20 protein-coding genes are annotated in these 22267 nt (G+C 69.6%); 10 read left to right on the top strand and 10 right to left on the bottom strand.

Going from position 1 to position 22267, the window contains the following annotated elements:
• Positions 1 to 6: 6 nt before the first annotated feature.
• The 3 genes from rpe to purH all read left to right on the top strand — a co-directional run bounded on the left by rpe (position 7) and on the right by purH (position 4084).
• Positions 7 to 669: a ribulose-phosphate 3-epimerase gene (rpe, locus tag IFT82_RS10905; protein ID WP_192126580.1), complete on the top strand. Its 663-nt coding sequence runs from the start codon at positions 7 to 9 to the stop codon at positions 667 to 669.
• Positions 666 to 2432, top strand: coding sequence for a heparinase II/III family protein (locus IFT82_RS10900; RefSeq protein WP_446740962.1), 1767 nt, complete (start codon positions 666 to 668; stop codon positions 2430 to 2432). Before rpe ends, IFT82_RS10900 begins: the two co-directional genes overlap by 4 nt.
• Positions 2433 to 2506: 74 nt before the next feature.
• Complete coding sequence (purH, locus tag IFT82_RS10895) at positions 2507 to 4084, top strand: bifunctional phosphoribosylaminoimidazolecarboxamide formyltransferase/IMP cyclohydrolase (protein ID WP_192126575.1); 1578 nt, start codon at positions 2507 to 2509, stop codon at positions 4082 to 4084.
• Between the two features lie 36 nt (positions 4085 to 4120).
• Here the strand turns inward: purH and IFT82_RS10890 are convergent, their stop codons facing one another.
• The 6 genes from IFT82_RS10890 to IFT82_RS10865 form a co-directional block, all read right to left on the bottom strand.
• A complete protein-coding gene (locus tag IFT82_RS10890; protein ID WP_192126573.1) occupies positions 4121 to 5629 on the bottom strand; it encodes a lipopolysaccharide biosynthesis protein in 1509 nt (502 codons plus the stop codon).
• A gap of 193 nt (positions 5630 to 5822) precedes the next feature.
• A complete protein-coding gene (gene polA / locus IFT82_RS10885; RefSeq protein WP_192126571.1) occupies positions 5823 to 8579 on the bottom strand; it encodes a DNA polymerase I in 2757 nt (918 codons plus the stop codon).
• 158 nt (positions 8580 to 8737) lie between these two features.
• Positions 8738 to 9826 carry a serine hydrolase gene (locus IFT82_RS10880; protein ID WP_244646678.1) on the bottom strand — a complete coding sequence of 363 codons (1089 nt, stop codon included), beginning with the start codon at positions 9824 to 9826 and terminating at the stop codon, positions 8738 to 8740.
• 343 nt (positions 9827 to 10169) lie between these two features.
• Positions 10170 to 11750 (bottom strand): L-aspartate oxidase, encoded by a 1581-nt coding sequence (gene nadB / locus IFT82_RS10875; RefSeq protein WP_192126567.1) that lies wholly within the window; start codon positions 11748 to 11750, stop codon positions 10170 to 10172.
• A 234-nt stretch (positions 11751 to 11984) separates the two neighbouring features.
• On the bottom strand, positions 11985 to 13583 hold the full coding sequence (locus IFT82_RS20455) for a methyl-accepting chemotaxis protein (RefSeq protein ID WP_244646677.1): 1599 nt from the start codon (positions 13581 to 13583) through the stop codon (positions 11985 to 11987).
• A gap of 187 nt (positions 13584 to 13770) precedes the next feature.
• Complete coding sequence (locus IFT82_RS10865) at positions 13771 to 14688, bottom strand: ABC transporter ATP-binding protein (RefSeq protein ID WP_192126565.1); 918 nt, start codon at positions 14686 to 14688, stop codon at positions 13771 to 13773.
• A 60-nt stretch (positions 14689 to 14748) separates the two neighbouring features.
• Here IFT82_RS10865 and IFT82_RS10860 point away from each other — a divergent pair, with 60 nt between their 5' ends.
• Positions 14749 to 14997, top strand: a complete 249-nt coding sequence (locus tag IFT82_RS10860) for a zinc-finger domain-containing protein (protein WP_192126563.1) — start codon at positions 14749 to 14751, stop codon at positions 14995 to 14997.
• Between the two features lie 200 nt (positions 14998 to 15197).
• Positions 15198 to 16619, top strand: a complete 1422-nt coding sequence (tldD, locus tag IFT82_RS10855; RefSeq protein WP_192126561.1) for a metalloprotease TldD — start codon at positions 15198 to 15200, stop codon at positions 16617 to 16619.
• A 131-nt stretch (positions 16620 to 16750) separates the two neighbouring features.
• Here tldD and IFT82_RS10850 read toward each other — a convergent pair whose 3' ends face one another.
• On the bottom strand, positions 16751 to 17047 hold the full coding sequence (locus IFT82_RS10850; protein WP_192126559.1) for a CcdB family protein: 297 nt from the start codon (positions 17045 to 17047) through the stop codon (positions 16751 to 16753).
• Positions 17047 to 17292 (bottom strand): type II toxin-antitoxin system CcdA family antitoxin, encoded by a 246-nt coding sequence (locus tag IFT82_RS10845; RefSeq protein WP_192126557.1) that lies wholly within the window; start codon positions 17290 to 17292, stop codon positions 17047 to 17049. The genes IFT82_RS10850 and IFT82_RS10845 overlap by 1 nt, the downstream gene beginning before the upstream one ends.
• 46 nt (positions 17293 to 17338) lie before the next feature.
• Here IFT82_RS10845 and IFT82_RS10840 point away from each other — a divergent pair, with 46 nt between their 5' ends.
• The 3 genes from IFT82_RS10840 to IFT82_RS10830 all read left to right on the top strand — a co-directional run bounded on the left by IFT82_RS10840 (position 17339) and on the right by IFT82_RS10830 (position 19497).
• The gene (locus IFT82_RS10840; protein ID WP_192126555.1) at positions 17339 to 17548 is read left to right on the top strand and encodes a putative signal transducing protein; all 210 of its coding nucleotides are present in this window, start codon (positions 17339 to 17341) and stop codon (positions 17546 to 17548) included.
• A 147-nt stretch (positions 17549 to 17695) separates the two neighbouring features.
• The gene (locus IFT82_RS10835) at positions 17696 to 18034 is read left to right on the top strand and encodes a P-II family nitrogen regulator (protein ID WP_192126553.1); all 339 of its coding nucleotides are present in this window, start codon (positions 17696 to 17698) and stop codon (positions 18032 to 18034) included.
• 23 nt (positions 18035 to 18057) lie between these two features.
• On the top strand, positions 18058 to 19497 hold the full coding sequence (locus IFT82_RS10830) for an ammonium transporter (RefSeq protein ID WP_446740966.1): 1440 nt from the start codon (positions 18058 to 18060) through the stop codon (positions 19495 to 19497).
• A gap of 201 nt (positions 19498 to 19698) precedes the next feature.
• Here the strand turns inward: IFT82_RS10830 and IFT82_RS10825 are convergent, their stop codons facing one another.
• On the bottom strand, positions 19699 to 20166 hold the full coding sequence (locus tag IFT82_RS10825; RefSeq protein WP_207105781.1) for a hypothetical protein: 468 nt from the start codon (positions 20164 to 20166) through the stop codon (positions 19699 to 19701).
• A gap of 38 nt (positions 20167 to 20204) precedes the next feature.
• A complete protein-coding gene (locus IFT82_RS10820; RefSeq protein WP_192126742.1) occupies positions 20205 to 20678 on the bottom strand; it encodes a thiamine phosphate synthase in 474 nt (157 codons plus the stop codon).
• A gap of 79 nt (positions 20679 to 20757) precedes the next feature.
• On the opposite strand from IFT82_RS10820, the gene IFT82_RS10815 reads away from it, so the two are divergent.
• Both IFT82_RS10815 and IFT82_RS10810 read left to right on the top strand, forming a co-directional pair.
• Positions 20758 to 21435, top strand: coding sequence for a YggS family pyridoxal phosphate-dependent enzyme (locus IFT82_RS10815; protein WP_192126548.1), 678 nt, complete (start codon positions 20758 to 20760; stop codon positions 21433 to 21435).
• Positions 21432 to 22097 carry an HAD family hydrolase gene (locus IFT82_RS10810; protein WP_192126546.1) on the top strand — a complete coding sequence of 222 codons (666 nt, stop codon included), beginning with the start codon at positions 21432 to 21434 and terminating at the stop codon, positions 22095 to 22097. Before IFT82_RS10815 ends, IFT82_RS10810 begins: the two co-directional genes overlap by 4 nt.
• Positions 22098 to 22267: the final 170 nt, after the last annotated feature.

Below are 22267 nucleotides of genomic sequence, written 5' to 3'. Positions count from 1 at the left end.
CCCGCCATGAACCCCGTCCGCATCGCGCCGTCCATCCTGTCCGCCGATTTCGCCAAGCTGGGCGAGGAAGTGCGCGCGATCGACGAGGCGGGGGCGGACTGGATCCATGTCGATATCATGGACGGGCATTTCGTGCCCAACATCAGTTTCGGCCCGTCGGTGATGAAGGCGATCCGGCCGCTGACGACCAAGCCGTTCGACGTCCACCTGATGATCTCGCCCGTCGACCTGTATCTGGATGCCTTCGCCGAGGCGGGCGCGGACTGCATCACCGTGCATCCCGAAGCCGGGCCGCATGTCCATCGCACGATCCAGCACATCAAGGGGCTGGGCAAGCGCGCCGGGATCGTCCTGAACCCGGCGACGCCGGCCAAGATGCTCGATTACGTGATCGACATGGTCGATCTGGTGCTGGTGATGAGCGTGAACCCCGGGTTCGGCGGCCAGCATTTCATCGATAGCCAGTTGAAGAAGATCGCCGCGATCCGCCGGATGATCGACCAGACCGGGCGGGCGATCGATCTGGAGGTGGACGGCGGCGTCGATGCCGACAGCGCGCGCCGATGCATCGAGGCGGGGGCCGACGCGCTGGTCGCGGGCACCGCCGTGTTCCGGGGCGGGCCGGCCGCCTATGCCGCCAATATCGCAGCGCTGCGGGGGAATGGGTGACCAGCGTTCCACCGGGCGACCAGGACGAACACGAAGACGAATACGGCGCGGTCCAGCGCGAGGCCGCGATCGAGGGCGGGGATCAGTCGTTCCGCATCGTTGCCGAAAAGGGCCGGTCGCTGGCGGGATGGCTGACGGACGGGTTCGACCGGCTGGCGTGGCGCACCCCGTTGCAGGCGGTGCGAGCGAACGGGCAGCCGCCCGACCGGCTGGCGGCGATGCCCGACGACCCGATCGTCGGCGATCCGGCGCGCGGGCGCGCGCTGCTGGCGGGACGGCTGTCGTTCCGGGGAGAGACGCAGGCGATCGCCGGTCTCGATTTCGCCCGGCCGCTATGGAGTGCGGCGTTCGGCGATTACCTGCACAGCTTCGCCTGGCTGCGCGACCTGTCGACGGTGGCGACGCTGGCGCAGGCGGCGCCGATCGCGACGCAGCTGACCACGACATGGCTCGACGCCCATGGCGAGACGGTGGCCGATCCGGCGTGGACGCCGGAGGCGTGGGGCCGGCGCGTGCTGTACTGGAGCCTGCATACGCCGCTGATCCTGCGCGGGATCGATGCCGATCACGACGCCCGCGTGCTCGATACGCTGGCCCGCGGGGCGCGGCATCTGGATCGTTCCGCCGACAAGGCGACGCCGGGGGCGGCGCGGATCGCGGCATGGTGCGGGGTGGTGGCCGCCGGGCTGCTGATCCCCTGCAACGATCCGCGTCGCGGCTTTGGCGAGGCGGGGCTGGGCCGCGCGCTGGCGGGGGGATTGTTCGAGGATGGCGGCGCGGTGTCGCGCAGCCCGGCGGTGCTGCTCGACACGGTGATGCTGCTGTCGATGCTGCGCGAAATCTATGTCGCCTGCGGGACGGAGGTGCCGGAGGCGGTGGTCGCGGCGTCGATGCGCGCGGTGCCGGCGCTGCTGGGCAGCCTGCACGGCGACCGGATGCTGTCGAGCTGGCAGGGCGGCGGCCCCGGCGATGCCGAGCAGATCGCGGCAGTGATCGCCGCCAGCGGCGTGCGCACCCGGCCGCTGCGCCAGTCGCGCGACTGGGGGTATCAGCGCATGGCGGCGGGGTCGGCGGTGCTGATCGTCGATGCCGCGCCGCCGCCGATTGCGCGGCTGGTGGCGGGCGGCTGCGCGTCGACGCTGGCGTTCGAATTCTCCGACGGGCCGGCGCGGCTGATCGTGAACGGCGGCGGCGCGCGCGCGAGCGATGCCCGGTTGCCGGCCGCGCTGCTGGAGGGGCTGCGCACCACCGCCGCGCATTCGACGCTGACGCTGGGCGACACCAATTCCACCGCGATCCATGCCGACGGCACGCTGGGCCGCGGTGTCGGACAGGTCGAACTGTCGCGGCAGGAGGCGGACAATGCCAGCCGGATCGAGGCGAGCCATGACGGCTATGTCCGCCGCTGGGGCCTGCTCCACCGCCGGCAATTGATGCTGACCGGCGACGGGCGCGAGCTGCGCGGCGAGGATGCGCTGCTGCCGTCCGGCCGGCGGCGGGGGCGATCGGCGCCGTTCGCGATCCGGTTTCATCTGGGCGCGGGGGTGGCGGCGACGGCGGCGGCGGACGGTCAGGGTGCGATGCTGGAACTGGCCGATGGCGCGACATGGCAGTTCCGTTGTCGCGGCGGCGCGCTGGCGGTCGAGGACAGCGTATGGATCGACGGCGGCGGCCGCCCGATCGCGACCGCACAGCTGGCGATCATGGGCGAGGCATCGTCGGGCGGGGCGCAGGTCGGCTGGATGCTGAAGCGCACGGTTTGATCGCCCAAGGTTTGATCGATCCGGCCGCGCGCCCTATGGGCCGCCGCAACATGCGCCGTGCCGAAGGAATTCCGATGACCCCAGATCTCCTTGCCGTTCCCGTTACCCGCGCCCTGCTGTCGGTATCCGACAAGACCGGCATCGTCGACTTCGCCCGCGCGCTGGCGGACGCGGGGGTCGAGCTGGTGTCGACCGGCGGCACCGCGAAGGCGCTGCGCGACGCCGGGCTGGCGGTGAAGGACGTGGCCGAGCTGACCGGCTTTCCGGAGATGATGGACGGCCGGGTGAAGACGCTGCACCCGGCGGTGCATGGCGGCCTGCTGGCGGTGCGGGACGATGCCGGCCATGTCGCGTCGATGACGCAGCACGGGATCGGGGCGATCGACCTTGCCGTGGTCAATCTCTACCCGTTCGAGAAGACGGTAGAGAGCGGCGCGGATGCCGATACGGTGATCGAGAATATCGACATCGGCGGCCCGGCGATGGTGCGGTCGGCGGCGAAGAACCACGCATATGTCGCGATCCTGACCGATCCGGCGGATTATGCCGCGGTGCTGGCGGAGGTGGCGGCCGGCGGCACGACGATGGCGACGCGGCGGCGGCTGGCGGGCAAGGCGTTCGCGCATACCGGCCATTACGACAGCTATATCGCGCGCTGGTTCGCGCAGCAGGCGGCTGGCGGGCAGGACGACGGGGAACAGGACGAACTGACGCTGCGCTATGGCGAGAACCCGCACCAGCAGGCGCGGGTCCGCCCCAATGCGGCAGGGTCGGCGGGCCTGCCGCAGGCGCGACAGGTGCAGGGCAAGGCGCTCAGCTACAACAACTACAACGACGCCGATGCCGCGCTGGAGCTGATCGCGGAGTTCCGCGACGCCGACCCGACGGTGGTGATCGTCAAGCACGCCAACCCGTGCGGCGTGGCGACCGCCGCGACGCTGGCCGACGCCTACGAGGCGGCGTTCGCGTGCGACACGGTGTCGGCGTTCGGCGGCATCATCGCGCTGAACCGCGCGATCGACGCCGCGACCGCGCGCGCGATCACCGGCATCTTCACCGAGGTGGTGGTCGCCCCCGGCGCGGACGACGAGGCGCTGGCGATCTTCGCCGCCAAGAAGAACCTGCGTCTGTTGCTCACCGATGGCCTGCCCGACCCGCATCGCGCGGGCGAGGTGACGAAGGAGATCGTCGGCGGCGTGCTGGTGCAGTCGCGGGACAATGGCCGGCTGACCGACGACATGCTGCGCGTGGTGACGAAGCGCGCGCCGACCCCGCAGGAACTGGCGGATTGCCGCTTCGCCTGGACCGTGGCCAAGCACGTGAAGTCGAACGCGATCGTTTACGCGAAGGACGGCAGCACGGCGGGCGTCGGCGCCGGCCAGATGAACCGGCTGGAATCGGCACGGATCGCCGCGTGGAAGGCGAAGGACGCCGCCGACAAGGCCGGCTGGGACGAGGCACGCACCACCGGGTCGGCGGTCGCGTCCGACGCGTTCTTCCCGTTCGCGGACGGGCTGATGGCGGCGGTGGAGGCGGGCGCCACGGCGGTGATCCAGCCCGGCGGATCGATCCGCGACGACGAGGTGATCGCCGCGGCGGACGCGGCGGGGCTGGCGATGGTGTTCACCGGGATGCGCCACTTCCGGCATTGATCGCCGGTAGCGCCCCTCCTCCGGCGGAGGGGGCGCTCAGAGCGTCGCGGCGCCGTCCTGGGGCAGCGTCGCCCTGTCCGGTTTCTTGGTGAACAGCGCGCGGTCGGCGGGGCGGAAGGCCCAGCGCCACAGGATCCAGCAATAGGTCGCGGCGATCGCCGGCTCGCCGATCAGCAGTTCGGCCCATTCGAACCGGTGCGGCAGCGCGGTGAACGCGCCGCCCACCACCACCGCCGCCAGCGCCGCCCAGATCAGCGGCCAGCGCAGCGGCGAGACGGGCGCGCCGAGCAGCCGGCGCAGCAGCATCGCCTTCGCCAGCGAGGTGAGCGCGAGGCTGAGCGCCAGCGCCACCGCCGGCCCCGCCGCCTGCCACGTCGGCGACCAGCCGAGTGCGCGCATCGCGAAGACCAGCCCGAAGCTGAGCGCGATCTGGAACCCCAGCATCGTCGCGGAGATCATCAGGTTGCGGTGCCGCGCGACATAGACCAGCGCCGATTCGCACACCGCCCCGGTCGAGGCGAACACCTCCCCCATCAAGAGGAAGACGAGCGGCGCGGTGCCGATCACGAACTGCGGACCGACCACGCCCATCACCGCCTCGCCCGGGATCGACCCCATCAGCGCGAGCAGCAACTGCGCGGCGATGATCCAGAACGCGACCTGCCGCACCTGGCTGGCGATGGCGGGGCGATCGTCATCGGCCAGCGCGCGGGTGATGACGGGGCCGAGCACGGGATCGAAGCTGGTCTTCAGCTTCTGCGGCAGCGAGGCGACCTGTTGCGCCATGTAGTAGATGCCGACCACGCTGGGCGCGAACAACAGGCCGAGGATGAAGCGATCGACGTTGCGGCTGCCCCATTCCAGCGCGTCCGCCCCCGCCAGCGGGGCGTTGACGCGAGCGAGTCGCGCCAGTTCGCGCAGGCGCGGCGACCAGCCGCGCGGCAGGCCGTAGGACCGCAGGAACGGCACCATGCTGGCGATCAGCGCCGCCGTCATCGACGCGACATAGGACAGGACCAGCCCGTCGCGGATCGTGAAGAACGAGAAGACGTAGGCGGCGATCGAGATCGTCCACGGCTCCACCACCGCGCGCGCGGTGACCGCCGCCTTCACGTTCAGGCGGTAGGCGAGCGCGGCGAGGCTGAGGTCCGACCACGCGATCGCGACGACGATCAGCGCCAGCCAATGATCCAGCCCGGTGATCGGCGAATTGGGATAGAGCAGCTGCGGGAACATCCACAGCACCGCGCTGGCGATCAGCGAGGCGACCAGCGCCAGCGCCAGCGCATCCCACACGACATGCGCATGTGGCCGGTCCGCCCTGGCCAGCGCCTGCGCCAGCCCGCGCTTCATGCCGAGCGTGGCGAGCAACGCCGCCAGTTCGACCACCACCACCGCAATCGCGAACCGTCCGACCAGATCGGGACCGTAGAAGCGGCCCGCGATGAACAGGAACGGGATGCGCGCCAGCAGCCGCAGCGCGAAGCCGGCGATGTTGGTGCGGCCGCCCTTGGCGAGGGCGTCGATGTCCTTGGTCGGGGTCATCGGGGGGGTATTGTAGAAGAGGTGGACGTCAGTCCGGCTGAAACCGTTCCACCCCGGCGGAGGCCGGGGTCCAGTCGGGCAGGTTGTCGTGAGGTGTCACCGGCGTCCCCCAACTGGGCCCCGGCCTCCGCCGGGGTGGCGTTGCAAGGGTTGACGGGTATCGCCCATTCCCGTCCGCCGTGAACCATCGCGATCAATGCGCCGCGCCCCAGCTGGGGCCGGTGCCGATCTCGACCCCCAGCGGCACCGACAGCGTCACTGCGGGCGCGGCGGCGTTTTCCATCACGTCGCGGATCACCGCACTCGCGGCGGCCACGTCGGCTTCGGGCAATTCGAACACCAGTTCGTCGTGGACCTGCAACAGCATCCGGACATGGCCGAGGCCGGCGGCGTCGAGCGCGGGTTCCATGCGCACCATCGCGCGCTTGATGATGTCGGCGCTGGTGCCCTGGATCGGGGCGTTGATCGCGGCGCGCTCCGCCCCCTGCCGCTCGGCCTGGTTCTTCGAGCCGATGCGCGGGAAATGCGTCTTGCGGCCGAACAGCGTGGTGGTGAAGCCCTGACCGCGCACCGCCTCCAGCGTCTCCGCCATGTAGCGGTTGACGCCGGGGAACCGCTCGAAATAGCGGTCGATCATGCCCTGCGCCTCGTCCGCGCTCACTTCCAGCCGGGCGGCCAGCCCCCAGCGGCTGATGCCGTAGAGGATCGCGAAGTTGATCGTCTTGGCGCGGCCGCGCGTGTCGCGGTTCACCTCGCCGAACAGTTCCTGCGCGGTGAGCGAGTGGATGTCGTCGCCGTTCGCGAACGCCTCCCGCAGCGCGGGCACGTCGGCCATGTGCGCGGCGAGGCGCAGTTCGATCTGCGAGTAATCGGCGGCGAGGATGACGTTGCCGGGTTCGGCGACGAAGGCGTGCCTGATCTGGCGGCCGATCTCGGTGCGGATCGGGATGTTCTGCAGATTGGGCTCGGTCGACGACAGCCGGCCGGTCTGCGCGCCGGTCAGCGAATAGCTGGTGTGGACGCGGCCGGTCTTCGGGTTGATCTGCGCCTGCAACGCATCGGTATAGGTGCTTTTCAGCTTGGATAGCTGACGCCATTCCAGCACCTTGCGCACGATCTCGGTATGCGGGCCCTTTTCGCGGGCGATCCGTTCCAGTTCGGTCACGTCGGTGGAATAGACGCCCGACTTGCCCTTGCGCCCGCCCTTCAGCCCCAGCTTCTCGAACAGCACGTCGCCCAGTTGCTTGGGGCTGCCGATCGTGAAGGGACCACCGGCAAGCGCGTGGACCTCCAATTCCAGCGCGGCGATCTGGGTGGAGAAATCGGCGGACAGCGCCGCCAGTTGCTCGCGGTCGACCCTGATGCCGCGCCGCTCCATCCGGGCGATGACGGGCACCAGCGGACGATCGACCATTTCATAGACGCGGGTCGACCCTTCGGCGGGCAGGCGCGCCCTGAACCGTTTCCACAGCCGCAGCGTCACGTCCGCATCCTCGGCGGCGTAGCGGGTGGCGGTCTTCAGGTCGATCTCGTGGAAGCCGCGCTGGCTCTTGCCGGTGCCGACCACGTCCTTGAACGCGATGCAGGCATGCGACAGGTGCGTGGCGGCGAGTTCGTCCATGCCGTGGCCGTGCAGGCCGGCGTCGAGATCGAAGCTCATGACGATGGTGTCGTCGTGCGGCGCCACGTCGATGCCGCGTTCGCCCAGCACGATCATGTCGAATTTCAAATTGTGGCCGATCTTGAGGACCGAGGGGTCCTCCATCAATTCCTTGAGTTTCGCCAGCGCGGCGGCGGTGTCGATCTGCACCGGCACCTCCGCCAGCAGATCGGTGCCGCCATGGCCGAGCGGGATGTAGCAGGCGAGATTGGGCGCCAGCGCGAGGGAGACGCCGACGAGGTTCGCCTGCGTCGCGTCGGTGGAGCTGGTTTCGGTATCGACCGCGATCCAGCCCTGATGACGCGCGCGCGCGATCCAGCCATCGAGGACGCCCAGATCCTGCACCGTCTCGTACCCGTCGAGGTCGCAGGGCGGATCGTCCTGGATCGGCGCATCGCCGGCCGGGACGGCGACGGGCGCATCGGCGACCTGACCCAGCTTGTTGAGCAGCGAGCGGAAGCCGTGATGTTCGAGAAAGGCGCGTAACGGCGCATCGGGGATGCCCTTGAGTTCCAGGTCCTCCAGCGGTTCGGGCAGCGCGACGTCGCATTTCAGCGCGACCAGTTCGCGGCTGAGGCGCGCCATGTCGGCATGTTCGATCAGGTTGTCGCGCAGCTTGCCCTTCTTCATCCCCGCCGCGGCGGCGAGGACGGCGTCGAGATTACCGTGTTCGAGGATCAGCTTCGCCGCCGTCTTCGGCCCGACGCCGGGGACGCCCGGCACGTTGTCGACGCTGTCGCCCATCAGCGCCAGCACATCGCCCAGTTGCGACGGCGCGATACCGTGGAATTTCTCCGCGACATGTTCCGCGCCGAGCCGGCGGTTGTTCATCGTGTCGTACAGGTCGAGCCCGGGCTCGATCAGCTGCATCAGGTCCTTGTCGGAACTGACGATCGTGACCGCCCACCCCTGCGCCAGCGCCGCTTTGGCATAACAGGCGATGATGTCGTCCGCCTCCAGCCCCTCGGTCTCGATGCAGGGCAGCGAGAAGGCGCGGGTGGCGTCGCGGATCATCGGGAACTGCGGCACCAGGTCCTCGGGCGGCGGCGGGCGGTGCGCCTTGTACTGGTCGTACAGGTCGTTGCGGAACGTCTTCGACGATTTGTCGAGGATGACCGCCATGTGGGTCGGTCCTTCTGCGGCATGGACCTCGTCGGCCAGCCGCCACAGCATCGTGGTGTAGCCATAGACCGCACCGACCGGCTCGCCATGCACGTTGGTGAGCGGCGGCAGGCGGTGATAGGCGCGGAAGATGTAGCCGGAGCCGTCGACGAGATAGAGATGGGGCATGGTGCCTCGCGATGTAGCGGGTAAGCGAGGGGGGACCAAGCACGGTATTCTCCCTGTCTTTTCAGGGTAGAGGCGGGGGATGGGGCGTTTCAACAGGCGCCGCGCTGGTGGAGAGGCCCCACCCCAACCCCTCCCCTGAAGGGGAGGGGCTTCCGGGATCAGTTCGCCAGCGTCGCCGAGAAGGCCGCGCCGGGGTGGCCGGCGACGTAGCTGGCCACGGTGCTGGCGACGTTCTGGATCAGCATCTGGCGTTCGCGGATCGGGCGGACGGTGTCGCCGATCATCACCGCCAGCGCATAGCGGCGGCCATCGGGGGCGGTGAGCAGGCCGACATCGTTGAACCCGGCATTGCGGCGGCCGAGGTCCTGACCGGTGCCGGTCTTGTGCGCGATCTGCCAGCCGGCGGGCACCGCCGCGCGCAGCCGGGCATGGCCGGTGCGCGACGCGCCCATCGTGTCGAGCAGGATGCGGGTCGAGGTTTCCGACAGCAGTTCGCCGCGTGCCGCCCGCGCCAGCGCATCAGCGATGGCGAGCGGCGCGGCGCCGTCGGGCGGATCGGCGACGTAGCGGTCGAGCGCGGCGGCCCGCGCTTCCGGCGACAGGCGCGACCGCGCGATCGCGAAGGCGTTGCCGATCGAGAAGGCGGGCTGCCAGACGAGGCCGGCGGTGCCCGCCTGCAACAATCGCTCGCCGGGGCCGAAGCGGATGTCGCCCAGCCGCTTGGCCGCGATCATCCGGCGGACGGCGGGCGGCCCGCCGACCAGGGTCAGCAACCGGTCGTTGGCGGTGTTGTCGCTCTGGGTCAGCGCGCGCGTCAGCAGGCCGCCGACGGTGGTGTCGAACCGCCCGGTCTTGGCGACCAGATAGGCGATCGGCTGGTGGAACAGGGTGAGGTCGGAGGGGAGGACGGTGACCGGATCGTCGAGCCTGATCTTGCCCTGATCGCGCAGGTCGAGCAGCGTGAACGCCACCCACAGCTTCGACACCGATTGCTGGGGCAGGCGTTGGCGCCCGCCGGCCTCCACCGTCCACCCCTCGTCCACCGCGCGCACCGCGATGCCGGCGCGGCCGTCGAAGCCGCGGGCCAGCGCCTCGATCGCGGTCTGGAGCTGGCGGGGGGTGTTGGCGGTGGGGCGGGCGACGGTGGGCGGGACGGGGATCGAGACGGATACCTGCTCCTCCCGCTCGGGCGCGCGACCGCTGGCGCCGGGGCGCGACGGCGCGCCGCAGCCGGTCAGCGACAGCATCAGCACAGGGACGGCAACCGATCGTAAACGCATGATATCCCGCACTCGTACCCCCGGATACGATCCTTAGCCGAGCGCGGCCGGGGCGAAACCGCCGATGATGGCTCGTGCGGCGATCCGACAGGTGAGTGCGGCGAGCGGAGGCGGGGGTGCGGGAACCGGATGGATCGCCGCCCCCTTCACCACCCCGGCGGAGGCCGGGGTCCAGTTGGAAAGGCGGCGGTGATCGATATCGACCCTTCGCCCAACTGGACCCCGGCCTCCGCCGGGGTGGTGGCAATATTTGCTGCTTATCAGCTACTTATCTCTACCAAAGTGACGCTTCGTCAGTAACGGACGTCTGTCACGGCACCAGCACGGTATCCACCGCCTCGGGCAGTGTCGCGGGATAGTCGAGCGTGTAGTGCAGACCCCGGCTTTCGTGGCGGTGAAGCGCGGCGCGGACGATCAGGTCGGCGGTCTGGAGCAGGTTGCGCAGTTCGATCAGGTCGGGGGTGACGCGGAAATGGCCGTAATGCTCCGCCACCTCGTCGGTCATCAGGCGGATGCGGCTGGCGGCGCGTTGCAGCCGCTTGGTGGTGCGGACGATGCCGACGTAATTCCACATGAAGCGGCGGATCTCGGTCCAGTTCTGCTTGATGACCACCTCCTCGTCCGAATCGGTGACGCGGCTTTCGTCCCATGCGCGGATCGCGGGGACGGGGGGCAGCGCGTCCCAGCAGGTGGCGATGTGATCGGCCGCTGCCTCGCCGAACACGAAACATTCGAGCAGGGAGTTGGAGGCGAGCCGGTTGGCGCCGTGCAGCCCCGATTCGGTGCATTCGCCGGCGGCATAGAGGCCGGGCAGGTCGGTGCGCCCGTGCGCGTCCACGACGATGCCGCCGCAGGTGTAGTGCTGCGCGGGAACGACCGGGATCGGCCCCGTCGTCATGTCGATGCCCAGCCCCAGCAGCTTTTCGTGGATGGTCGGGAAATGGCCGCGGATGAAATCGGCGGGCATGTGGCTGATGTCGAGATGGACGTAATCGAGGCCGTGGCGCTTGATCTCCGCATCGATCGCGCGCGCCACCACGTCGCGCGGGGCCAACTCCATCCGTTCGGCGTCATAGGCGGTCATGAACCGCTGGCCGGTGGCGGGGTTGATGAGCCGTCCGCCCTCGCCGCGCACCGCCTCGGTGATGAGGAAGTTCTTGACCTCCAGATGGTAGAGGCAGGTGGGGTGGAACTGCATCATCTCCATGTTCGAGACGCGGCAGCCGGCGCGCCACGCCATCGCGATGCCGTCACCGGTCGCGCCGCGCGGGGCGGTGGAGAACAGGTAGGTGCGGCCCGCGCCGCCGGTCGCCAGGATCGTGGCGCGCGCGGTGTGCAGCTCCACCCGGCCGCTCGCGCGGTCGAGCGCGTAGACGCCCCAGACATTGCCCGCGCCCGAATAGCGTTCCTCGTGCCGGCTGGTGGCGAGGTCGATCGCGACCCGGTCGGGCAGCAGCGTGATGTTGGGATGCGCCTCGGCGGCGCGTTGCAGCGCCTCCTGCACAGCCCAGCCGGTGGCGTCGGCGACATGGACGATGCGGCGGTGCGAATGGCCGCCCTCGCGCGTCAGGTGGAGCGCGTCTCCCTCGGTGGCGAAGGGGACGCCCAGTTCGGTCAGGCGCTGGATCGCGGCGGGCGCGCGCTCCACCACGAACTCGACGATCTCGCGGTCGTTGAGGCCGGCGCCGGCGACCATCGTGTCCTCGACATGGTGCGCGAAGGTGTCGCCGGGCTCCAGCACCGCGGCGATGCCGCCCTGCGCCCAGGCGGTCGACCCTTCGTTCAGCTGCCCCTTGGCGACGACGGTGACGCGGAACCGCTCCGCCAGGTTGAGCGCGGCGGTGAGGCCGGCGGCGCCCGAACCGATGACGAGGACGTCCGACGCGCTCATGCCGGCAGGCCCGGACGGCGGTGGAAAGTCACACGGAAAGTCACGAACGTCGCATCCTACAGGGTCCGCACGCGGGGGCGGGGCGGGGAGGGCGGGCAGGCGATGCGGCGGGGCGGGGCGGCGGGGCGGATGGAACAGACATGGCGTCGCTGTGCCAAACTTTGACGCGGTAGGACAGCGTTGCCGTAGGGCAGCGTTGCGGCAGGACAGGGCCGCAGTAGGACGGGATGCCGGTCAGGCGACGCGCAGTTCCGCCACGAACGCGGTCGCGTTGGCCGCCAGCGTCTCGACCCGCTGGACGATCGTGGCGGTCGAGGCCGCCATCTCGACCGCGAGCCGCCGTCCCTGATCGGAGGCGCGGGCGGCGGCATCCACCCCGATCCGCAGGTCGGCGCTGTCGGCGGCGGTGGTATGGGCATGGTCGGCGATCGATATCGCCACCCCGGTCTGGTCGTCGGTCGCGGCGCGGATGTCGGCGGCGACCCCGGATACCTTGCCGACCTGACCGACGATCCCGCCCATCGCCAGCGCCACCGCCTCCACCCGCTGCTGGATCGTCGCGATCTGCGCCTCGATATCCCCGGTCGCCTTGCTGGTCTGGTTGGCGAGCAGCTTCACCTCGTTGGCGACGACCGAGAAGCCGCGCCCCGACTCGCCCGCGCGGGCCGCCTCGATCGTGGCGTTGAGGGCAAGGAGGTTGGTCTGGCCGGCGATGCCCGCGATCATCGCCACCACCCGGCCGACCTGCGCCGCATCGCCGATCAGCGCGGCGATGACCCGTTCGCTGGCGCGCGCGTCGGCGGCGGCCTCGCCGGTCAGGGCGCCCTGCACCGCGACGCGCCGGGCGACTTCCGCCGCGGAGGACGACAGGCGCCCCGCCGTCGCGCGCATCGTATCGGCGGTATCGCTGGTGCGCGCGGCGATCGCGGCGATCGCGCCGATATCGTTCGCCTGGGCGGCGCTGGTGGTGGCCAGCGTATCGGCGGCGGTGCGCGTTTCCGCCGCCGCCTGCGCCAGCGCGGTCACCGCCTCGCCCACCGATGCCTCGAACCGCCGGGCCAGCGCGACCATGTCCGCCTGCCGCCCCGCGATGGTGCGTTCGCGCAGCGCCTGATCGGCGCGGGCCTCCGCCAGTTCGGCGCGATCCTGTTCCTGCCGGCGCGCTCGATCGACCAGTTCGCGCTCGCGCACGGTATCGATCAGGTCGTTGCCGGTGTGGAAATGATCCATGAACAGCCGCGCCTGCGCCAGCACCGACCGGGCGAGCAGCACGCCGAACACGGCCAGCATCCCGAAGATCGTGTCGGGCAGGTCGATCAGCCACACGGCGGGCGCGATCACGATCATCGATCCGGCGAGGAAGGCGATGCTGGCCAGCGGCAGCGTCGCGACGGTCAGCGTCCCGACCGACACCACGCCGGTGAGGACGCAGGTGAGCGTGATCCGGCCATCGGCATCGTTGCCGATCAGCGCGGTGCACAGCATCAGCCCCCAACCGATCGCGGTGAGGAAGGACAGGCCGGCGGTGCTGACGACCGTCCGCCGCGAATCGATCACCGCCCAGCCGCTGTTCCGCTGATCGCGCCAGCGCGCCAGCGACCAGAGCGATATCAGCAGCAGGACCAGCAGCACCGGCCAGGTCAGATCGGGGCGCGGGGTCTGGATGCCGACCAGCACGCCGGCCACGATCGTCCCGGCGAACGTCACCGGATAGGGCTTTCGCGCGGCCTTCAGCTGCGCCGATACCAGAGCGACGGGCAGTTGCCGGTCATCCGTTCCCAGCCCCAGCAACTGGATCAGCGAATTGTCCGATTGTCTGGGAGCGGATGGCATGATCGCCACCCTAGCAGAAGACCCCTAATCCCGGCTTAAACGACCCCGTGCGGGGCCGTGCGGGGCCGTGCGGGACCGTATCGGTCGGGGAACGCGGGATAATTACCGTTCCCCCGGCTTCGTGCCGTTGAGGCGGAGGTGATTCGCGCGGGGGCGGGGAGGAGCGAACCCGCCGCCGCGGTTCCGGTCAGCGGTCGCCGGTCAGGCTGAGGAACACGTCCTCCAGATCGGCCTCGCGCGTCGAGACGTCGACGATGCCGAGGCCGTTCGCCTGCACCGCCGCCAGCACCTCGCCCGCGTTCACCCGGTCCTTGGAATAGGTGATCTCCAGCGTGCGTGGGGGCAGCAGCGCGATCTTCTCGAAACAGGGGGCGTCGGGCGTGCCGGTCAGATCGCGGTCGACGGTGACGGCGACGACCTTTTCCTGCGCGCGGGCCAGCAGATCGCGGGTGGGTTCGTTGGCGACGACCTGGCCGTGGTTGATGATCGCGATGCGATCGCACAGCTGCTCCGCCTCCTCCAGATAATGGGTCGTCAGCACCACCGTCACGCCGCCGGCGTTGAGTTCGCGGACATAATCCCACAATTGCTGGCGCAACTGGATGTCGACGCCCGCGGTCGGTTCGTCGAGGACGAGGACGGGGGGCGAATGGACCATCGCCTTGGCCACCATCAGCCGTCGCTTCATGCCGCCCGACAGGGTGCGGGCATAGGCATTCGCCTTGTCCTCCAGATGTACCGCGCGCAGCAGTTCGAGGCTGCGGCGCTCGCGCTTCGGCACGCCGTAGAGGCCGGCCTGGATCTCCAGCGTCTCGATCGGCGTGAAGAAGGGGTCGAACAGGATCTCCTGATTGACGATCCCGATCGACGCCTTGGCGTTGCGCGGGTGCGCGTCGATGTCGAAGCCCCAGATGCTGGCGCTGCCGTCCGTCTTGTTGACCAGGCCCGCCAGGATGTTGATGAGCGTCGACTTGCCCGCGCCGTTGGGGCCGAGCAGGCCGAAGATCTGGCCGCGGGGCACGTCGAACGTCACGCCGTCCAGCGCGCGCTTGCCGCCCTGATAGGTCTTGCAGAGGCCGGTGATGGAGATGGCAGCGTCGGTCATGCTGGCAGCAAATAGGCTTCTGCTTGCGTGGCGACAATGCTCCTTGCTATCGACGCCGTCATGCATCCTCCGCTTGAAATCGCCCGCGTCAGCCAGCCCCGTGTCGCCTGCGACGGCGCCGCCGATATTCCGGGGGGCGCGGCGCTGGGCCATCCGCGCGTCTGGTTGCAGATCGACGAGGCGGGTTACGTGGATTGCGGCTATTGCGACCGGCGCTTCGTGCTGATCGGCGGCGCGGCCGACGGCAAGGATCAGGCGAGCCTGCCCGATATCAGCGAAGGCGCCAGCCCGGCGAACAAACCGAAGTAGACGCGCCGCCGATCGGCCGGCGGCGGGCTCGCCCTGCCGTTCGACGTCATGGCTTTGCCATGACGTGAGGCGATAACCGGAAGTCTGACATTACCGGTGTCCCCCAACTGGGCCCCGGCCTCCGCCGGGGAAGTAAGGATGGTCGGGGAAGTGGGAAGGCGGGCGTGGACCTTCCGCCGCCCGTGCCTATATTGCGGGGCATGGCATATCAGGACCCCCGCTCGTTCCTCTACCGTGATCTGTCGCCGGAGGCGGCGCAGGCGCTGACCGCGGATGCGCTGGGGCGGGCGGATGACGGCGAACTCTATCTGCAATATCGCCGGTCGGAGGCGTTCGGCTTCGACGACGGGCGGCTGAAGACCGCCGCCTACGACACCAATGCCGGCTTCGGCCTGCGCGCGGTGGCGGGCGAGACGACCGCCTTCGCGCACGCCAACGAACTGAGCGAGGCGGCGATCAAGCGCGCCGCGCAGACGATGGCGCTGATCGATCCCTCCGCCACGCCCAAGGCCGCGCCGCCGCAGGGCAACAACCGGCACCTCTATACCGATACCGATCCGCTCGACCTGATCCCCTTCGCCGACAAGGTGAATCTGTGTCAGACGATCGACGCCGCCGCCCGCGCGCGCGATCCGCGGGTGGCGCAGGTGTCCGTCTCGCTGTCGGGATCGTGGAGCGTGGTGGAGATCGTGCGTGCCGACGGCTTCGTCGCCACCGACGTGCGGCCGCTGGTGCGGCTCAACATCCAGATCGTCGCCGAGCAGAATGGCCGGCGCGAGACGGGGACGTTCGGGATCGGCGGGCGCTATCTGTACGACCGGCTGTTCGAGCCGGCGACGTGGAACCGCGGCATCGACGAGGCGCTGGCGCAGGCGCTGGTAAACCTCGATTCGGTGGCGGCGCCGGCGGGGGAGATGACGGTGCTGCTCGGGCCGGGCTGGCCGGGCGTGCTGTTGCACGAGGCGATCGGCCATGGGCTGGAGGGCGATTTCAACCGCAAGGGCACCAGCGCCTTTTCCGGCCGGCTGGGCGAGCGGGTGGCGGCGCCCGGCGTCACGGTGGTGGACGACGGATCGCTGGTCGACCGGCGCGGCTCGCTGTCGATCGACGACGAGGGCACGCCGACGCGCGAGACGGTGCTGATCGAGGACGGCATCCTGAAGGGCTATATGCAGGACCGGCTGAACGCGCGGCTGATGGGCATGGCCGCGACCGGCAACGGCCGCCGCGAAAGCTATGCCCATGCGCCGATGCCGCGGATGACCAATACCTTCATGAAGGGCGGGCAGGACGATCCCGCCGAACTGCTGTCGCGCGTGAAGACCGGCATCTTCGCCAAGAGCTTCGGCGGCGGTCAGGTCGATATCGTGTCGGGCAAGTTCGTGTTCTCCTGCACCGAGGCGTACCGGATCGAGAACGGCAAGCTGGGCGCGCCGATCAAGGGCGCGACGCTGATCGGCGACGGGCCGACCGTGCTGACCAGGGTGCGAGGCATCGGCAACGACTTCGCGCTGGACGAGGGCATCGGCGTGTGCGGCAAGGGCGGGCAGGGCGTGCCGGCGGGCGTCGGCCAGCCGACGCTGCTGGTCGAGGGGCTGACGGTGGGCGGCACGGCGGCATAGGCTGGATGACGTGAAACCTGCCCTGTCGTCGTTGTGAGCGTAGCGAAGCAATCCAGAGCGTCACGCGCTGGGCGCTGGATTGCTTCGCTACGCTCGCAATGACGGATGAGTTAGGCGTCATCGGGTGCGGATCAAGCGCTGCCGGTCAGGACATCAATCGCGCGGGTGATACGGAGATGCTCGTGATCGAGCGAGGCGACCCGTTGCCTCAACTCCGTGGTGCGAACGGCAGTGGCGAATTGCGTGACCATCACCAGAGGCTCACCTTCGATCTCGAAGCCGGGATTGAGGTGGCCGTTGGGCGGCGGTGCGTCCCCCGGCGGCAGTAGGGGAGCGACGAAGCGCGTACTGATCTCGTCGAGAAAGTCCGCCTGGCAATCAATGACGAACGCGCCATCCGCCAATCGATACACATCGAACCGTGCCATCAGAACAACCGGTATTTTTCGAGCGGTAGGCCGTTGGTTTCGACCCAGCGGTTATGAGCGGCGATCCATTCGCGATTGTCTTCCTTCCATTTCCGGTCGCGCGCCTTGCGGGCTTCCAGCGAGATGGCCGCCTCGCTGATCTGCGACAGGTTGAGGCCCGCCTCGCGTGCCACCGCGATCACGCCGGTGTCGAGCGAGAGATTGACGGGCTTGCGCTTGCCCGACGCGATCGGATCGTGTCTCATGCGGGAAAGTTATGCGCATCATCGATGCGCGTCAACGGAGAGCATCATGAGTCTGATCGAACTCGGTCGCTTCAATCGTAACGAGGCGCATATCGTGATCGGGCGGCTGGAGGCGGAAGGGATACCGGCGGTGGCGTTCGATGCGGGCAGCAGCATCGCGGATGGCAGCTGGCTGCTGATCCCGGTGCGGGTGATGGTGGACGACGAGGACGAGGCGGCGGCCCGTGCGATCGTCACCGCGCCTGACGCTGCCTGAAAAACAGGCAGATCGCCGCGACTGCCTATTAATTATTCCGTAACATTCCCGTCATCGACTGTGCGGACCACCCCGCTGCACCGTCGGGCAAATGGCATGATCGTTGCAGCCCCCTGATCCGGTACATCGGCCAAATAAGGGGGCGGGATGAAACTGGTTATTGCGGTCATCAAGCCGTTCAAGCTGGACGAGGTGAGGGAAGCGCTCACCACGCTGGGCGTCGCGGGGATGACGGTCACCGAGGTCAAGGGATTCGGTCGCCAGAAGGGCCAGACCGAAATCTATCGCGGGGCCGAATACAGCACCAACATGGTGCCCAAGATCAAGATCGAGGTGGTCTGTGCCGCCGCGCTGGCGGACCGGGTGGTCGAGGCGATCCAGCAATCGGCCAACACTGGCGCGATCGGCGACGGCAAGATCTTCGTGCTCGATGTCGGGCAGGCGGTGCGCATCCGCACCGGCGAAACCGACGATTCGGCGCTTTGACCGTGAAGGGGGGGTTCATGACAATGAATAAGATCGGGCGCGGTGCCGCGCTGGGGGCGGGCCTGGGGGCCGGCCTGTTCGCGAGCCTGCCGGCGTGGGCGCAGGCGGTGGCGACGACGCCCGCCGCCACGCCTTTCGTGCCGACCGCGGCGATGGTGAACAAGGGCGACACCGCCTGGATGCTGATCTCCGCCGCGCTGGTGCTGATGATGTCGGTGCCCGGCCTGGCGCTGTTCTATGGCGGGCTGGTGCGTGCCAAGAACATGCTGTCGGTGCTGGTGCAGGTGATGACGATCGTGTGCGTCGCCGCGCTGGTCTGGGTCTGCTGGGGCTATTCGATGGCCTTCACCAACGGCGGCGGGCTGAACAGCTTCGTCGGCGGCTTCTCCAAGGTGTTCCTGAAGGGCGTCGACGCGACGACCTTCGCCGCCACCTTCTCGAACGGCGTGTACCTGCCCGAACTGGTCTTCGTGATCTTCCAGATGACCTTCGCGTGCATCACGCCCGCGCTGATCGTCGGCGCCTTTGCGGAACGGGTGAAGTTCACGCCGCTGATCGTGTTCACCGTGGTGTGGCTGACGATCGTGTATTTCCCGATGGCGCACATGGTGTGGTACTGGCCGGGCCCGGACTTCCAGCCGGGCGCGCCGACCGATCATGGCCTGTTGTGGGGCTGGGGCGCGCTCGATTTCGCGGGCGGCACCGTGGTCCACATCAATGCCGGCATTGCCGGGCTGATGGGCTGCCTCGTGATCGGCAAGCGCCATGGCTACAAGGCCGAACCGATGCCGCCGCATTCGCTGGTGATGACGATGATCGGCGCGTCGCTGCTGTGGGTGGGCTGGTTCGGCTTCAACGCCGGGTCCAACCTGGAGGCGAACGCGGTGACCGCGGTCGCGTTCATCAACACCGTCGTCGCCACCGCCGCGGCGGGTGCGGTGTGGGCGATCATCGAACAGGTGCTGCACAAGAAGCCGTCGCTGCTGGGCGTCGCCACCGGCGTCGTAGCGGGGCTGGTCGCGATCACCCCGGCCGCGGGCTTCGCGCATCCGATGACCTCGATCGTGCTGGGCGGCGTCGCCTCGCTGGTCTGCTTCTTCTTCGTCACCACGGTGAAGAACAAGCTGGGCTATGACGACACGCTCGACGTGTTCGGCGTCCACTGCGTCGGCGGCATCGTCGGCGCGATCGCCACCGGCATCGTCGCGGCGCCGTCGCTGGGCGGACAGGGCGTGTTCGACTACAACGTGATGCCCGCCGCGTTCGACCCGGCGACCTACAGCATCGCCACCCAGACCTGGGTGCAGGTGAAGGCGGTGGCGTTCACGCTGGTCTATTCGGGCGTGATCTCGTGGCTGCTGTTCGTCGTGCTCGACAAGACGATGGGCCTGCGCCCCTCGCTGGAAGTCGAGAGCGAGGGCCTCGACATCAACGAACATGGCGAGCGCGCCTACAACATGTGATCCGGTTCGGGCGCGGGGGCAGCAGACCCCCGCCCCCCACGATGTTCCTCCTGCGAACACACCTGAAGGCCCGGTACGGCGACGTACCGGGCCCTTTTTTGTGCGGTGGTCGTCCGCGTGCGCACGGCAGATGCGGGTGGATGAGACGCGGCGTTCGAGGGACATGGACGCCGATGCCGGCGGTTCAGGCGTACAGCGCGGTCATTCCGGGCGTTGCGTCTCGATCCGGTGCGCCCAGCAGGCATAATAGGCCGCCGACCCCTTGTTGCCCGCCGCGGCGAAACGCCGGGCGACCAGTCGCGCGCCGGCGGCGGCATCGGCCCAGGCGCGGTCCTGCTCCGCCAGATGCTCGCCATCGGTGGCGATCACCCCGCCCGTATCGTCGACGCCGCGTATTTCCATCATGGTACCGGAGGCGAGCATGATGAGCCCGGTCTGCGGCCGGCCGGCGACGACGCGGCCGAAGAACAGCGAGAAGGGCGCGCGGACGCCGACACGCAACACGCCGACGCCGGCGGCTTTGCCCGCCGCGCAGGTGCCGAGCCAGCGCGGCTGCGGCCCCTTCATGTCGGCCGGCACGATCACCGAACACGCCGCGGCCGCCGCCGCCTGAGAACAACCCATGCCGATGACCGGGATGCCGGCGATCGCCACATACAGGGCGCGCATCACCGACCGGCGATGACGGAATTTGCAGGCGCGATCCGTCATCGCCACGCGTCGATCGCGGCCCAGCCGGCGAAGCCCGCGATGCGGAGGCGGCGGTAGCGGCGGGGGGTCATGCCGCCGAGCGCGATGACGGGGAGGTTCAGCCCGGCGGCGATGCGGCGGGCCTTGCGGGGGCCGAGCGCGGGCGCGCCGGGGTGCGAGGCGGTGGGGTAGAGCGGCGAGACGAACAGCAGCGCCGCGCCCGCGCGCTGGCCGGCCAGCGCCTCGGCCCGGTCATGCGCGGGCCAGCTCGTCGCGCCCGCGACGCGGCCGTGGCGGCCGGCGGCGCCGGGCAGCGGCGGATCGACCGCGAGCAGCACCAGCCGGCGGGCGCGGGCGATGCGGCGGACGCGGGCGAACATCGCGCGGCGGTCGGCGGGGGGCAGGCGGTAATGGCGGAACACCACGCCGCTGCCCGGCGGCAGGTGGAGGAGGATGCGCCAGAGATCGTCGCCCAGCCGCTCGTCCGTCATCAGCCATCGCTCGGGATACGGCCGGGGATACGAGCCGTCAGGGTATCGGTGCGCCACGCGGCCTCCTATAGCGTGGCCGATGGAACGACAGGACGATAAAAGCGCGCTGGCGACGATCGCCGCCCGGATCGCGGCGGCGGCCAAGCTGGCCGATCGCAAGCCCGGCGGCGTGACGCTGGTCGCGGTGAGCAAGACGCAAGGCCCCGAGGCGATCGAACCGCTGCTGGCGGCGGGGCAGCGCGTGTTCGGCGAGAACCGGGTGCAGGAGGCGGCGGCGAAATGGCCGGATTTGCGCGCGCGCTATCCCGATGTGGTGCTGCATCTGGTCGGCCAGTTGCAGTCGAACAAGGCGGAGGAGGCGGTGGCGCTGTTCGACGCGATCCATTCGGTCGACCGGCCCTCGCTGGTGAAGGCACTGGGCGCGGCGATCGGCAAGACCGGGCGGCGGCCCGACTGTTTCGTGCAGGTGAACATCGGCGAGGAGGAACAGAAGGGCGGCTGCGCGATCGCCGACCTGCCCGCGCTGCTGGCACAAGCGAAGGATGCGGGGTTGACGGTCGTCGGGCTGATGGCGGTGCCGCCGGCGGGGGTGGAGGCGGCGCCGTATTTCGCGCTGCTCGCCAAGCTGGCGCGGGACCATGGGCTGGCGGAACTGAGCATGGGCATGTCCGACGATCTGGAGACGGCGGTGATGCTGGGCGCGACGCAGGTGCGGGTCGGCACCGCGCTGTTCGGGGCGCGGGGGACGGCGGCATGACGTACGACGCGATCCTGTTCGACTTCGACGGCGTGCTGGTGGAAAGCGAGGCGGCGGGGAACCGGCATCTGGCACACTGGCTGACCGCCGCCGGCCATCCGACCACGCCCGAGGATGCGATGACGCATTATATGGGGCTGTCGGGCAGCGACTTCATCGACGCGATCGAGCGGCGGATCGGCGCGACCCTGCCGGCGGGGTTCCATGACGCGCGCAAGGTGGAGGACGAACGGGTGATCGCCGAGGGCGTCGGCGAGGTGCGGGGCGCGGTGGCGTTCGTGCGCAGCCTGCCCGCCGACCTGCCCAAGGCGATCGTCTCGTCCAGCCGGGTGCACTGGATCGATGCGCATCTGCGCCATCTGGGCCTGCGCGACGCGTTCGGCGACCACCTGTATTCGGGGCGCGAGCATGTCGCCAACGGCAAGCCCGCGCCGGACCTGTACCTGTACGGCGCGGCGGCGCTGGGCGTGCCGATCGAACGATGCGCGATCATCGAGGATTCGCCGGTGGGGGTGACGGGCGCGGCGAAGACCGGCGCGTTCGTGATCGGCCTGTGCGCGGGGCAGCATTGCGCGGTCGACCACCGGGAGCGGTTGCTGGCGCTGGGCGCGGATGCGGTGGCGGGCGATTTCGGCGAGGTGGCGCGGCTGTTGGGGCTGTGAGGTAGCGGGGCGATCGCCGGTGACGCATGGTGGGGCGGGCGTCGGATGGGGTTCGCGGGGAGACGCGGAGGCGCGGAGAAGAAGGGTGGCGGGCGTCGGCTGTTTTGCGCGCGGCCATGATCCGGCGGGGGCGGGCATGATGGCAGACGCCTTCGGCGTCATGATCTTTT

Origin of the sequence: Sphingomonas sp. CFBP 8760 (genome assembly GCF_014841615.1) — a bacterium.
GTDB lineage: Bacteria > Pseudomonadota > Alphaproteobacteria > Sphingomonadales > Sphingomonadaceae > Sphingomonas.
The sequence above is the reverse complement of the archived record's forward strand: the minus strand, read 5'-3'. Positions and strand labels throughout refer to the sequence as shown.